Raw genomic sequence first — 14,371 nt, 5'->3', positions numbered from 1 at the left:
TTTTATATTCCAAAATGAACGTGTATTTAAAACTATTTCAATAAAGTGGTTAGAATATATGATGCTATGAAGCATTAAAGGGGAAAAGGATTTAATGATATACTGAAAAAACATTTTTAATGAAGAATTTTCGGCGTTTTTATACTTGGCCATTCTCTGAAAATCAACTTTCAGCTTTTATTCTGCACAAAAAAGCCAATGCCGGTCTCTCTGCCGGCATTGGCTTCTTATCTCCTGGTATTAATCCTCAGGCAAAATCAATTTTGACCGCAAGTATGCGTTAATAAACTGATCCAGGTCACCGTCCATAACTCCCTGGACATTACCTGACTCCGTGTTGGTACGGTGGTCTTTCACCATGGAGTATGGGTGGAAAACATAAGAACGGATTTGGCTTCCCCAGCCGATGTCTTTTTGCTCACCGCGGATTTCAGCCAATTCTGCTTCCTGCTCCTCGATTTTCTTTTGATAAAGCTTTGCTTGGAGCATCTTCATGGCACGTTCCCGGTTTTTGATCTGGGAACGCTCTGTCTGGCAGGTTACCACGACATTTGTCGGCAAGTGGGTGATACGGACAGCAGAGTCAGTTGTGTTGATATGCTGACCGCCGGCACCGCTTGCACGGTATGTGTCAATTTTGAGATCTTCTGTTCGGATATCAATTTCAATTTCATCATTGAATTCCGGCATGACTTCACAGGAAACAAATGAAGTATGGCGGCGTCCTGATGAATCAAATGGAGAGATCCTTACAAGACGGTGCACGCCTTTTTCTGCCTTCAAGTAGCCATACGCATTATGCCCCTTGATGCTAAGCGTAACACTCTTGATCCCCGCTTCATCCCCCGGCAGATAATCAAGGGTTTCCACCTTAAAGCCTTTCTTTTCAGCCCAGCGCGTGTACATGCGAAGCAGCATACTGCCCCAGTCCTGTGACTCCGTTCCGCCTGCACCTGGATGCAGTTCAAGAATGGCATTGTTTTTATCATATTCTTCGCTTAAAAGAAGCTGAAGCTCGAAATCATTCAGGCGCTTCACTAAGTCCTTAAGCTCTTCCTCAAGCTCAGCCTGCAATTCTGCGTCGCTCTCTTCTTTTACCAGCTCATAAGTTAATTCCAGATTCTCAAAGGCTTCGTATAAATTGTGGAATTCCACTACCTGGTCCTTCAGTGAGTTTGATTCACTGATAACAACCTGTGCTGCCTGCTGGTCATCCCAAAATCCGGGCTGCAGCATGATATCGTCAAGCTCAGCGATGCGTGCCTCTTTGTTTTCTAAGTCAAAGAGACCCCCTAAAGTCCGCTAAAATCTTAGCTGTTTTTTCAAGTTCATTCCGAATATCTGCTAATTCCATTTTGGTCACCTCAAAAAATATTTTTTCCTATTATAGCGTGATTTTCTGTAAAAGCCTATGCCAGGCTTTTTCCAAAGAGAGGAGCCGGCAAAGATGTTGCCGGCTCTTGTGGTTTATTTCTCTGCACCACAGCAGTTTTTATACTTTTTGCCGCTTCCGCAGATACATGGATCATTGCGTCCAACATCCATCTGCTTGACGACAGGTTTTTTCTTAACCTTTTCACCATCTTCTTTTGGGTTGACGGCCTGTCCTTTGGCCACTTCCTGGCGCTCAAGGTTGTTGCGGATTTCAGCTTTCATGATGTACTTGGCTACATCCTCTTCAATGGATGCAATCATGTTTTCAAACATGGCAAAGCCTTCTGCCTGGTACTCGCGAAGCGGATCGGTCTGGCCATAGGCGCGCAGATGGATTCCCTGGCGAAGCTGATCCATTGCGTCGATGTGATCCATCCACTTGGAGTCAACGGCCCGAAGCACGATGACCTTTTCAAATTCACGCATTTGTTCAGGGCTAAGCATTTCTTCTTTTTCATCATAGCGTTCTTTCACCTTGGCAAAAATGGTTTCGGCGATTTCCTCCGTATCTTTGCCGCGGATGTCATTTATAGTAAGGTCACCTTCATTAAGAAGGTTTCCATTTACATAGTCAATGATCCCCTGCAGGTTCCAGTTATCCTCATCTTCATGTCGAGGTGCATATCCTTCTACATTGCGCTGGATGCTGGTCATGATCATCTTTTCAACAATCTCTCTCAAGTTCTCTGACTCCAGAACTTCGTTTCGCTGACCGTAAAGAATCTCACGCTGCTGACGAAGAACATCGTCATAGGAAAGCAGCTGCTTACGGGCATCGAAGTTGTTGCCCTCAACGCGTTTTTGCGCAGATTCAACAGCTCTTGAAACCATCTTACTCTGGATTGGCTGAGAGTCATCCATACCCAGGCGTTCCATCATCGATTTCATATTGTCAGAACCGAAACGGCGCATCAATTCATCTTCCATAGAAAGGTAGAATTGCGTGACACCCGGGTCTCCCTGACGTCCGGAACGTCCGCGGAGCTGGTTATCAATACGTCTGCTTTCATGACGCTCTGTCCCAATAACACAAAGACCGCCTATTTCTTTAACACCTTCACCGAGCTTAATGTCCGTACCGCGTCCTGCCATGTTAGTGGCAATCGTTACAGAACCCTGTTTACCTGCGTCAGCAATAATTTCAGCTTCACGGCCATGGTTCTTCGCATTCAGGACGTTATGAGGAACACCTTTTTTGCTCAGGTATTTTGAAATGATTTCAGATGTTTCAATCGCAACTGTACCGACAAGCACAGGCTGTCCTTTTTTGTGGCGCTCGGCAATATCTTCTACTACCGCACGGAATTTGCCATCCATTGTGGCATAAATTAAATCCGGCCGGTCATCACGGGCAATTGGACGGTTTGTTGGAATCACGATAACATTCATATTGTAGATATTGCGAAATTCCTCTTCTTCCGTTTTCGCTGTACCAGTCATACCTGCCAGCTTTTCGTACATACGGAAATAGTTCTGGAAGGTAATCGTTGCAAGAGTCATGCTTTCGTTCTGGATTTCCAGGCCTTCCTTCGCTTCGATTGCCTGGTGAAGCCCATCGCTGTATCGGCGGCCCTTCATCAGACGGCCGGTAAATTGGTCAACGATTACAATTTCATCGTCCTGAACAACATAATCAACATCCAGGTGCATGCTGGAATGCGCTTTTAACGCCTGTGTAATATGGTGGTTCAGTGCAACATGCGAAATGTCGAAAAGGTTATCGATTCCAAAAGCCTTCTCTGCTTTCGTCATCCCTTCTTCAGTCAGCTGCACGCCTTTTGTTTTTTCATCATACGTGTAATCTTCATCTTTTTTCAGGCGGCTGACAAACGCATTTGCCTGAATATAAAGCTGTGTAGACTTTTGGGCGGAACCGGAAATGATCAGCGGTGTACGCGCTTCGTCAATAAGGATGGAGTCAACCTCATCGATTACAGCATAGTGAAGAGGGCGCTGGACCTTCTGCTCTTTGTAAAGAACCATGTTATCGCGAAGATAATCAAATCCCAGCTCATTGTTTGTGCTATATGTGATATCAGCTGCATAGGCAGCCTGCTTTTCTTCTTTGGAAAGTCCATTCAGGTTAAGGCCAACAGTCAGTCCGAGGAATTCATAAAGCTGACCCATTTCAGTGGCGTCACGGCTTGCAAGGTATTCGTTGACTGTCACAACGTGAACGCCTTTTCCAGTTAGGGCATTGAGGTAAACCGGCATCGTTGCAGTCAGGGTTTTACCTTCACCTGTTTTCATCTCGGAGATGTTGCCGTCATGAAGGGAAATCCCCCCCATTAACTGAACCGGATAAGGGTATAAGCCAAGAACGCGCTTCGCTGCTTCACGGACAACCGCAAAGGCTTCAATCAGCAAGTCATCAACGGTTTCTCCCTTTTGGTAGCGGGCTTTGAATTCTTCCGTTTTTTCGCGCAGCTGCTCGTCCGATAATTTTTCCATATCAGATGCAAGCGCATCGATTTGTTCTGCCATTTTGGTGAGGCGTTTTAGTTCGCGTTTATTTTGATCAAACACTTTATTTAAAATCCCAAGCATTAAAAACGCTCCTTTATGTTGGATAGGACAGCTCTTTATCTTGTGCTGACCATATCTGGTTTCAAAGTTAATATCATTGCACAGGTAGTATAGATTCGCTTTTTCTCGGCAGAATCCTCCCATAAAAAATCACAATATTTCTTATTAATATTACCACTTTGAGAGGGGGGTGACAACTTATGGCGCATGCGGGCTATTCCAGATCTTTAATTTGCTGATATTCTGGTTTCGGTAAATACACTCTTCCTTTTTTTGAACCGGAATGCGGCAGTTTACTGGCTGAGAGAAGTTTTTTGGCTATATTTCCTGAAGAAATTTGGAGGAATCTGCAGATGTGCCTATTTTTCAATGGAGAATCATTGTTTAGGAGGAATAAGTCCTTAATAGCTGAAACGTGAGCACTCTTGTCTTTGGATTGGCATTTGGTGCAAAACCATGTTCCATAATGGCGTTTCATTGGATATGAAGAGCAAACTCTGCAGATAACTCCTGTTTGTATATCAGATCTTGAGATTTCATAATGCTTTAGGATATCAAAATTTTTGGGGGTGTGTTCTTTTAGAAGAGAGCGGGCGATTTTCTTCATATCTTTTGGAGATAAGACTTCCTTTTTATATGCAGCCTTTATATTTTCAATACTTTTCAGAAGGAATTGAACATGAAGAACTCTTTGGTGCATTTTCGCGTGGCCTGGTGCGGTTTTAAGAATGGTAGAGGGTTTGCTGATGATGATGAAAAACTCAATCGGGATATTGATATTGCGTTTTAATAGCCATTTTTTGATTTCAGAGCATTGTACTCTGGCTTGCTCTGCCGGATTTGGATAGCCTTTGACTTCACCTTTGCGATTTGTTTGGATTAATTGGTTGAAATCAGGATCAAAATATAAAGTTCCGCCATAGTTTTTCACTTCTAAAATTAAAGCAAATGAATGGCTTAAGATTAGCGTGTCAATCTGAAAAAAATGTGTCCCGTTTGAGAGGCGCAGATCATGGAGGATTACATACTCTTTTTCCGGCAGTTTGCTTAAGTGGAAGTCAACGGCTTGCTCACCTTTATAACCTGCTAATCTCTTCGTTTGATCTGATTCGATCATGAACCTCTTTGGGTGATTTTTTGAAATTCTTTTCAGCAATGCGTGATTTTTTTGGATTCGGACAGGGATAAATCGGTCTTTTTCAATCAAAAGCAGCACTCCTTTTTGGTTATGACAATACAATTCGTGTAAGGCATCAGATTTCCCTGCTGTTTGGCCTCATTTTTGCCTCACTTTCGATGTCTAAATGGGATATCAGTCTGTTGGCCAGGTATATCGGTCATATTTCCTAGTTATCGGCTTCTTTCTAGATTTATCGGTCAGTTTTTCAATTTATCGGTCAGTTCGGGAAACATCAACATTCCCGTAAAAATAAAAAAAGAGAGCAGCAATGCTCTCCATTTTACGAATTCGATGATTCAATCAATTCAATAATAGTTTTCTCGACAGCGTCATAAATCTCGCCATAATAATTAGAAACCCGGTTTGCGCTAATGCCGTATAACTCTCCGAATTCTTTCTGGGTGAGATTTTCCTTTACAGGGGCTATTGTACTTACAAGGTATCTCAGGCCAGCTACATAGTTATCAGGCTTTTTAACCTGTTTGCCGGTTTTCTCGAGGTACTCCATCCAAAGTGAAATCCCCATGCCGATCAGCCATGGTTCCTCTTCAGCCTTTTCCATATCGTTCCGGAACATGTCGGCAACCTGCTCAGCACCCTTGGTAGGCCAGTCGAAATTGTCCATATTGGGGCCAGCCAATGATTTTGGCGTGTCATTCATTAGGTCAATGAGGAACTCAGCCGTGTATTCTTCAGGATTCTCATATCCGGATTCTTCGAAGGAATACTGAATGTAATCTGCAAACTTCGCAGCATTATCTCCCGGCAGGTCAAATATTGCAGGAAATGCCACATACTCTTCTCCATAAGGAAGCAGCATGGCAAAGGCAAAGTTCCCTTCAGTAACTTCCATATCACCAAATAGGGAGACATTGAACACCTTCCCGGTCAGACAATCCTCGATAACTGCTTTATCTTCAGTCACTTCAATTAATTTTCCAGCAGCAGCTTTACTGTCCTCCCACGACTTTAAAATGTTTTTTGTACGAGGGCGAATAACGGAAGGCAGCTTGTAATGAATGAACTCATCCATTACAGAGTCCATATCTTCAAGTTCTCCAAAAAGAATGTACCAGAAAGAGTGCACAAATTCATAGAACTCTTTTTCCTGCGGCTCAATGTCTTCAAGTATTTCCAGAAGATCCTTGAAATCCTCTTTCATGTCTTCCGCAAAATGAGTTAGTGCATAGACCCTTGCTTCCTTTTGAAGCTCAAGGACTTCGTGGTTCAATACATCCTTGATTGAAACCGCATCTCTGCTGCCGCAGCACTTTTTATATTTTTTTCCGCTCCCGCATGGGCACGGTTCGTTTCTGCTTACTTTTACTGTTGACATCTTTTAAATCTCTCCTACCAAATTCGTTTAACTCTACTATCCTAACATTTATCAGCCATTTAGGCATTAATCAAGAGGATTTTACATTTGGCAGGTTAAGGAAGCTTATTTTATTAGTTGGAATTAGCTGATTTTCCTCAATTGAGTCCTGTCGGCTTTCCAGCAGTTCAATAATAAAAAAACGGAGAGCATCACACTCTCCGCTTTCCCTTTTTCACAGTTTTTTCATATATGCCAGGACATCCAAATCAATTTTTCCCGCTTCCTGTTCGCGGGCTTCGAAATTTTCGGTATGAATAAAGGCCGTTAATGCTTTGATTAGCTGTTCATCACCCTGGCCGGCCTTCAAATACTCGAGCCTGGTTAACTCCCGTACGAGCCCCTCTTTTATCTCACCTTCAATCGCCGTAATCCGTTCAGCCTTTGCCGGCGCAAAATAGAGCTGCTGCAGATGATAAATCCGGATCAGCTCGTTAATCGGCTCCGGATGATCATCAACCCTTAAGTCTATGTAGCGGTCATTAAATCCACCATATCCACCGGCTTCTTTCACTACAAGAAGAGCTGCGGATTGCTGGCCCCGGCTGTCACCGCCGGCTGCCTGGCCTGCATTCAAGGCGGCGAGCAGACGCTCAGCCAGAGTGCCGTCTGTGCTGATAAACGTCTGGCCCATAGCCTCAACCGTTGTTTCATCCACCAGGATATTTCCCTGCGCGGCAAAATGAGTCCCTACCATGCCTCCAGCCCAATCATAGCAGCCTTCTCCAGTGAATGTTGCCGGGTTGCCCATGCTATCCAGCAGTCCGACCTGACGGAGCTCTTTCTCGGGATCATCTTTCGTAATGATTTCCAGTGCTTCTTCAGCCGTTTTACCTTCTTCCATCAATTGCAATGCACGGGGTCCGTATGAAGTATTGGCGTAGGACTGTGTCGCAACGGCTCCAATACCTGCTTTTGCAAAGGGCACTACTGCACCAACGCCGAGAAATTTTGATTGAACCGCGATTCCCCATTCTTTTTCCTTCGGATCGTATCCAACGATGGAAAACGTCATATTAATTCTCCTCCTATCCTAGAACAAGTCCTCCGTATACGAGTGCACCCGCGATCACATAAGCCGGATGAACCTTAAGCCTTTCCATTAAAAAAAAGCTAACCAGCCCGATAAAGAGCGTCTGCCAGATGCCTGCACCTTCGTATGCTGAAAATAAAAAATCATATGTCATAATGCCAAGCAGAACCGCGATAACTGGCCGGATATAAGTAGTCATCCGTTTGACCCGTGGTGATTCCTTATACTTCATAAGAAGCCCGAGCAGGGTAATCATCAAGATCAGTGATGGAGCTACAGTGGCAAATACTCCAACAATGGCTCCGAGGATTCCACCCTGTTCATATCCGATATAACCAGCCATTTTTGTGGCGATCGGACCTGGCAGTGCATTGCCCATTGCCAGCATTTCACTGAATTCATTAGTTGTAAGCCAGCCATAATGGTCGACCACTTCATTTTCAACCAATGGAATGGACGCCGGTCCCCCGCCGTATCCTAGAATCCCTGGAATGAAGAATGCCAAGAAGATCTGAACGTAAATCATGCGAGATTCCTCTCCTTTTTTGCTTCATTTTTACCAGCCTTATCTTTCTTCAGGAGAGCCGCTGTCAGTAAAACAAATATGATAATCGCAGGATGAATGTTAACAAATTCAAGAAGAACTAAGCTCACGGCTACAAAAAGAAGGGTCCAGCCCCAGCCCAGCGATGATTTCGAGGACTTTTTAACAAAGTCCCAAGTCAGTGTGGCCAGCATCACGGCCACAACAGGCACGACTGCCTTTGTCATGCCGGCTACCCATGGCTGGTCTTTGAATGTATTTAATGCGGTAAGAAGAGTAATCATAAGGACAATTGTTGGTACCATCGTCGCTGCAAGAGCAGTGACCATTCCAAGTAAGCCGCCAACACGATAGCCGATATAGCCAGCCATTTTTGTGGCAATCGGGCCTGGGAGAGCGTTGCCCAGTGCCAGCACATCGCCGAATTCATCCGTATCCATCCATTTATATTTATCAACAACCTCTTTATGGACAAGCGGAATAGATGACGGACCGCCGCCATAGCCGAGAATGCCTACTCTAAAAAAAGCCATAAAGATGTCAACCTGCTTCATGATGCCTCCACCTCTTTTCGTTGTTTTCGGTACCAGGTACCTGTACCACCACTAGACCAGTTGGGTATCACTGCCTCCGTGTCCGGGAAAAGCAGATGAAGGAGCGGCTTTTGTCCGGTCCGCTCCCCTTTACCTTTTATATGGTTATTTTACGCTTATATGCGTGCGGCTTCCTCACTTTTTATTACCAGGCGGCGATTGATCCGTCTGTTCTCGATTCTGTTCCGCCTATAAGCACTCCAGTTTTCGGGTCACGCCAGATAATCTGGCCGCGGCCGAATCCGCCTGTGTCAACAGTCACCTCGATTTGATGACCTTTGCGAACCAATGCCTGAGCAATATGATTAGGGAAGTGCGGCTCCACCTGGACCTTTTTCCCTTCAATCCACTGCCACCTTGGGGCATCAAGGGCTGCCTGCGGGTTCAAGTGGAAATCAACTGTATTCATAACCACCTGCATATGGCCCTGCGGCTGCATATAGCCGCCCATCACACCGAACGGTCCAACGGCCTCGCCGTCTTTTGTCAGGAAGCCAGGGATAATCGTATGATACGTTTTTTTGCCTGGCTTCAGGGCATTATGGTGCTCCGGATCAAGAGAGAAGTCGTGCCCGCGATTCTGAAGGGCAATGCCTGTTCCCGGAACGACAAGGCCGGATCCAAAGCCCATATAATTGCTTTGAATGAAGGAAACCATATTCCCTTCACTGTCGGCTGCTGCCAGGTAAACAGTTCCCCCGCGCGGCGGCTGATATGGCTCAGGCGTTACGGCTTCTTCGCCGATTTCGCTGCGGCGGGATTCACCATACTCCTCCGAGAGCAGTTCTTCAACAGTCACTTTCATTTCCGCAGGATCTGTAATAAATGCCTTGCCGTCTGTGAAAGCTAACTTCATCGATTCAATTTGTTTGTGGTATGTATCAACCGTATCTTTATCACCGAATTCAAAGCCTTTAGCAATGTTTAACCCTAAAAGAGCTACAAGCCCCTGGCCGTTCGGCGGGATTTCCCACACATCATAACCGCGGTAATTTACGTTAATGGGATCAACCCATTCTGCCTTGTAATCAGCAAGGTCTTCCTTTGATAAAAAAGCATTGTATTTTTTTGAAAAAGCATCGATTTTATCAGCGATCTCTCCGCGGTAAAAGCTTTCTCCGCCTGTTTCGCCAATAGCTCTTAAAGTAGCAGCATGCCCTTCAGAACGCCAAACCTCGCCTGCTTCAGGTGCCCTGCCATCCGGAGCAAAAGTTTCAAACCAATGCTGGAATTCGTCGTCCGTCAGAATCTGTTTGAACTTTTTATACGCATACTTCCAGTACTTGCCGAGGATCGGCGTTAAAGGATAGCCCTTTTCCGCATAATCAACGGCAGGCTGAAGGACTTCTTTTAACGGAAGCCTGCCGAACCGCTTGGAAAGCTCAGCCCACGCTGATGGAGCACCAGGCACTGTAACCGGCATCCAGCCGTGCGTCGGCATTTTTTCGATGCCTCTTTCCTTTAGGGCTTCGATGGAAATGGACTTTGGAGCAGGGCCGCTTGCATTCAATCCATGCAGTTTCCCTTTCGTCCAGACGAGTGCAAATGCGTCGCCGCCGATTCCGTTAGAAGTCGGTTCAACCACAGTAAGAGCCGCTGCTGTGGCAATTGCTGCATCTATGGCATTTCCGCCTTTTTTCATGATATCTAATCCAGCCTGAGCTGCTAGCGGCTGAGACGTTGCGACCATGCCGTTATTTGCCATGACGGTCGTTCGCTGGGATGAATATGGATGGTGCTGGAAATCAAAATTCATGGAGGTCACCTCTGGAATTATTGGTTAGTTTCGATTATAGCAAATTATTAAACTATTAACGTTTTAATTGGATTAAAAAATTTCGGATCTTGAAATATCTGCGATGAAAGGAGCCGTACCCTTATGGCTACAGCTCCTTTTTTGAGTTTGCTTTTTATTCAACCGTAACCTTTTCAAGCATGTACAAACCTGATGGATGCATCCAGAAACCTTTGACATTGCTGCCGATGACGGCAAGGTCTTCATCATTGCGAAGGAAGACAATTGGTGCTTCTTCCATCTCAATTTTTTGGGCTTCTGCATAGAATTCAAGACGTTTCTGTTCATCTGTTTCCTGGCGGCCCTTGTCAATCAGCTCATCCACTTTCGGGTTGCTGTAGAATGAGCGGTTTCCAGGATTGCCTCGTGCGTCACTGTGGAACAGAAAGTACTGATTATAATCCGCATCTCCGGTCATGTTAGACCATCCAAGGATAAACATATCATGGTCGCCTTTTGCTGTGCCCTCAAGGTAAGCGCCCCACTCCACTACTTTGGTTTCCACTTCAATGCCAATGCCTTTTAATTGAGACTGAACGACTTCTGCCACGTCCATACGAGCTTTATTATCATTTGTCCAGATCGTTGTTTTGAAGCCGTCCGGGTAACCGGCCTCCGCTAAAAGCTGCTTCGCTTTTTCAAGGTCATATTTATAGCCTTTAAGATCAGCGTTATGACCCCAGATGGCAGGTCCCATCGGAGCTGTTGCCACTGTCCCTACATTATTATAGACACCTTTTACAATCGCTTCTGTATCAATCGCATAGCTAATGGCCTGGCGCACTTTTACATTATTGAATGGTTCTTTTTCTACGTTAAAGCCGATATAGTCCACACCTAACGCATCACTGCGCACAAGCTCCATGCTATTGCTGTTTTCGATGCGTTCTACTTCTGTTACTGGCACAGGCTCTGCTATATGCGCTTCCCCTGTTTCAACCATGGCAATACGGGTAGAATCTTCCGGAACCACCTTATATGTGACAGTTTCCATTGAAGGCTTTTCGCCCCAATAATCTTCGAATGCAGTCAATTTAATTTCCTGTCCAGGCTTCCACTCACCAAGCTTGTAAGGGCCTGTCCCAACCGGATTTTGACCAAGGTTCTCTCCTGACTCAATGGCAGCAGGGCTCATGATGCCTGCTGCATAGTGAGCCAGGTTGGCCAATAGCGGTGCGTATGGGTATTCTGTTACTAATTGAACAGTGTGATCATCAACTGCTTTTACCTCTTTAATCATTTCAAATAGGTTAGAACGCGGTGAAGCTGTTTCCTCAGAAAGAACACGTTCAATTGTTTTTTGAACAGCTTCTGCAGTAAAGTCAGTGCCATCATGGAACTTTACTCCTTCACGAAGCTTGAATTCCCATGTAAGATCGTCAAGCTGTTTCCATTCAGTAGCAAGCGCAGGCTGGATTTCCATGTTTTCGTCCTGCTGCACAAGGCCTTCATAAATTTTTCCATGATACACATTCGCAGATGGAATATCAGTGCCAAGATGCGGATCCAATTTAGTTGCATCTGACAGGACAGCAATAACAAGATCTTTATTTGAAGCATTTGAATCACTGCTGGAAGCTTCAAGGCTTCCCGGATCACTGCCGCCTGAGCAGCCGGCTAATAATAAAATCAGGGCGGCTAACCCCAGCCAAAAACTTTTCAATTTCATCTTCTTTACCCCCTGTTTAATATGATATCACTTGCAGGTCCTTCGTTGATTTGGTGAAGTTTACATGGCCTTCTTTCGTAATTGCAACAAGGTCTTCTATCCTGACCCCGCCAAACCCTGGAATATAGATCCCCGGTTCAACAGTAATGACCATCCCTTCCTGAAGAACCGTCTCATCTGTCGCTCTCATGGCAGGCTGTTCATGAATAGCAAGGCCTAAGGAATGTCCCAGACTATGCCCAAAGTTGCCGCCATAACCTGCTTCACGGATAATGCCGCGGCCGACTTCATCAAGCTCTCTGCACGTTTTTCCAGGCCCGATTGCCTTTAAGGATTCCTCCTGCGCGCGGCGGACGATATGATAAATCTCCAACTGCTTTTCAGATGGATCTCCCACAACAACTGTCCTCGTAAAATCAGAAAAATAACCGTTTACGATGGCGCCGTAATCCATTTTGACAAAATCTCCGGCCTCAATCACCCGGTCAGTAGCCTGGCCATGGGGCAGGCAGGAACGCGGCCCTGAAGCAATGACATGATTAGGCTTAATGCGTTCGGCACCCTGCCTTTTCATGAAGATCTCAAGTTCCAGCCCGATATCCTTTTCAGTTATGCCGGGACGGATGAAATCCAGGATGTGCGTGAAAGCCAGATCGCAAATTTCAATCCCTTTTCGCATGTTTTCAATTTCTTCTTTATCTTTAATCATGCGGATTTCGTTTGTTGCAGAGGTAACGTCCACAAGCTCGGCTTCCGGAAGCCTTGTTTGGATCTCCAGATAAACTGATGCCGGTACATCCCCAAGTTCAAGGGCAAGTGTTCCGTTTTTAATAGTAGAAGAAAACGAATCACAAACCATTTCGATCAGGTTTTGCTGATGCTGGATCACTTCGAAATCGGGTGCCTGATCCTTCGCCTGGTCCACATAGCGGAAATCTGTAAACAGCTTCTGGGACTCCTCTTCTATTAAAAGAGCGCCTGCTGTGCCTTTGTATCCAGAAAAATAGTATCTGTTTTCAGGTGAGTATATAAAAACACCCTTCCAGCCATTTTCCGACATTTTCCTTCTGAGCTTTTCAATTCTTTGTTCCATACCTTCCCCCCTAATATATATGAAATATGTAAAATCAATTGGGACTGGGTTAGTCCCTCATTTGTTAAGGTTGTGTCCATTATAGGAAAAAAAATTAGACAATGTTTTCGTTATTTTGTCGAGTTTTTGTGAATCTTTTACTTTATCTTAAAATTCAGACAAAATAGTCAATAATTTTGATAAATTAGTTCTCAACCAATAAGACACATGGGGGGAACTAAATCATGAGCATAATTGCAAATCCTCAGGAAACAGCCAAAGCTCCAGTGCCTGTAACTAAAAGGAAGGCTAGGGGAGCCGATCTGGCAAAAGCTCTCATCAACAATAAAATGTCGCTGGTGGGCGGCAGCATTGTCCTTCTTTATATTATTCTCGCTGTCCTTGCACCACTTATCTCTCCTTATGATCCATACGAAATTGACCTTGTTAACAAACTGCAGCCTCCATCTGCTGACCATATTATGGGAACTGATGATAAAGGCCGCGATATATTAAGCCGTATTTTGTACGGTTCGCAGCTTTCTCTGGCAGTTGGCTTTGTCTCCGTCTTCATAGGAGCATTGTTTGGAATAGTTTTGGGGATTATTTCCGGTTATTACGGGGGCTGGGTAGATACGATTATCATGCGCTTCATTGACGTGCTGCTTGCATTCCCGGGACTGCTGCTTGCATTAGCCATTGTCAGTGCGCTGGGGCCTAGCCTCATTAATGTTATGATCGCTGTCGGTGTCTTTTCAATCCCTACTTTTGCCCGTATTGTCCGCGGCTCGACGTTAAGTGTTAAGAAAATGGAATACATTGATGCCATAAGGGTTTTAGGGGCAAGCGATCTGAAAATTATCTTTGTTCATATCCTGCCAAATATCATGAGCCCGATTATCGTACAGGGGACATTGCGCCTGGCTACATCGATATTATCAGTCGCCGGCCTTTCCTTCCTCGGAATGGGAGCACAGCCGCCAACTCCAGAATGGGGAGCCATGCTGAGCGATGGCCGCGACTTCCTGTTCACAGCACCGCATATCGCACTATTTCCGGGCATAGCCATTGCACTGATTGTTCTGGGCTTTAATCTATTTGGGGACGGACTCCGTGATGCACTGGATCCGCGAATGAAAAACTAAGGAGG

11 protein-coding genes are annotated in these 14,371 nt (G+C 45.2%); 1 reads left to right on the top strand and 10 read right to left on the bottom strand.

All coding sequences use genetic code 11. The features are described from left to right. Positions 1 to 240: 240 nt before the first annotated feature. The 10 genes from prfB to NSQ49_RS15150 all read right to left on the bottom strand — a co-directional run bounded on the left by prfB (position 241) and on the right by NSQ49_RS15150 (position 13,242). Positions 241 to 1,354 (bottom strand): peptide chain release factor 2 gene (prfB, locus tag NSQ49_RS15195; protein ID WP_251284068.1). Its coding sequence is split into 2 segments (ribosomal slippage): positions 241 to 1,281 and positions 1,283 to 1,354, totalling 1,113 coding nucleotides; the frame shifts between segments, so codons are not numbered across the junction. 113 nt (positions 1,355 to 1,467) lie between these two features. Then, positions 1,468 to 3,981: a preprotein translocase subunit SecA gene (gene secA / locus NSQ49_RS15190; protein WP_159863764.1), complete on the bottom strand. Its 2,514-nt coding sequence runs from the start codon at positions 3,979 to 3,981 to the stop codon at positions 1,468 to 1,470. A gap of 193 nt (positions 3,982 to 4,174) precedes the next feature. Next, positions 4,175 to 5,167, bottom strand: coding sequence for a nuclease-related domain-containing protein (locus NSQ49_RS15185; protein WP_251284069.1), 993 nt, complete (start codon positions 5,165 to 5,167; stop codon positions 4,175 to 4,177). Between the two features lie 253 nt (positions 5,168 to 5,420). Next, complete coding sequence (locus NSQ49_RS15180) at positions 5,421 to 6,476, bottom strand: YecA family protein (protein WP_159863768.1); 1,056 nt, start codon at positions 6,474 to 6,476, stop codon at positions 5,421 to 5,423. Positions 6,477 to 6,690: 214 nt separating this feature from the next. Next, positions 6,691 to 7,530, bottom strand: coding sequence for a DUF1028 domain-containing protein (locus tag NSQ49_RS15175; protein WP_159863770.1), 840 nt, complete (start codon positions 7,528 to 7,530; stop codon positions 6,691 to 6,693). Positions 7,531 to 7,543: 13 nt separating this feature from the next. Then, positions 7,544 to 8,074, bottom strand: coding sequence for a chromate transporter (locus NSQ49_RS15170; protein ID WP_251284070.1), 531 nt, complete (start codon positions 8,072 to 8,074; stop codon positions 7,544 to 7,546). Continuing rightward, the gene (locus NSQ49_RS15165) at positions 8,071 to 8,646 is read right to left on the bottom strand and encodes a chromate transporter (RefSeq protein WP_159863774.1); all 576 of its coding nucleotides are present in this window, start codon (positions 8,644 to 8,646) and stop codon (positions 8,071 to 8,073) included. Before NSQ49_RS15165 ends, NSQ49_RS15170 begins: the two co-directional genes overlap by 4 nt. A 184-nt stretch (positions 8,647 to 8,830) precedes the next feature. Next, positions 8,831 to 10,441: a gamma-glutamyltransferase family protein gene (locus NSQ49_RS15160; protein ID WP_159863776.1), complete on the bottom strand. Its 1,611-nt coding sequence runs from the start codon at positions 10,439 to 10,441 to the stop codon at positions 8,831 to 8,833. Between the two features lie 154 nt (positions 10,442 to 10,595). After that, the gene (locus NSQ49_RS15155; RefSeq protein ID WP_251284071.1) at positions 10,596 to 12,149 is read right to left on the bottom strand and encodes a glutathione ABC transporter substrate-binding protein; all 1,554 of its coding nucleotides are present in this window, start codon (positions 12,147 to 12,149) and stop codon (positions 10,596 to 10,598) included. 16 nt (positions 12,150 to 12,165) lie between these two features. Then, positions 12,166 to 13,242: a M24 family metallopeptidase gene (locus NSQ49_RS15150; RefSeq protein ID WP_251284072.1), complete on the bottom strand. Its 1,077-nt coding sequence runs from the start codon at positions 13,240 to 13,242 to the stop codon at positions 12,166 to 12,168. Between the two features lie 224 nt (positions 13,243 to 13,466). Here NSQ49_RS15150 and nikC point away from each other — a divergent pair, with 224 nt between their 5' ends. Next, on the top strand, positions 13,467 to 14,366 hold the full coding sequence (nikC, locus tag NSQ49_RS15145; RefSeq protein ID WP_159863781.1) for a nickel transporter permease: 900 nt from the start codon (positions 13,467 to 13,469) through the stop codon (positions 14,364 to 14,366). Positions 14,367 to 14,371: the final 5 nt, after the last annotated feature.

The sequence above is a fragment of the Cytobacillus sp. FSL R5-0377 genome (assembly GCF_038004385.1).
Classification (GTDB): domain Bacteria; phylum Bacillota; class Bacilli; order Bacillales; family Cytobacillaceae; genus Cytobacillus.
This window is presented reverse-complemented; position numbering and strand designations above follow the sequence as displayed.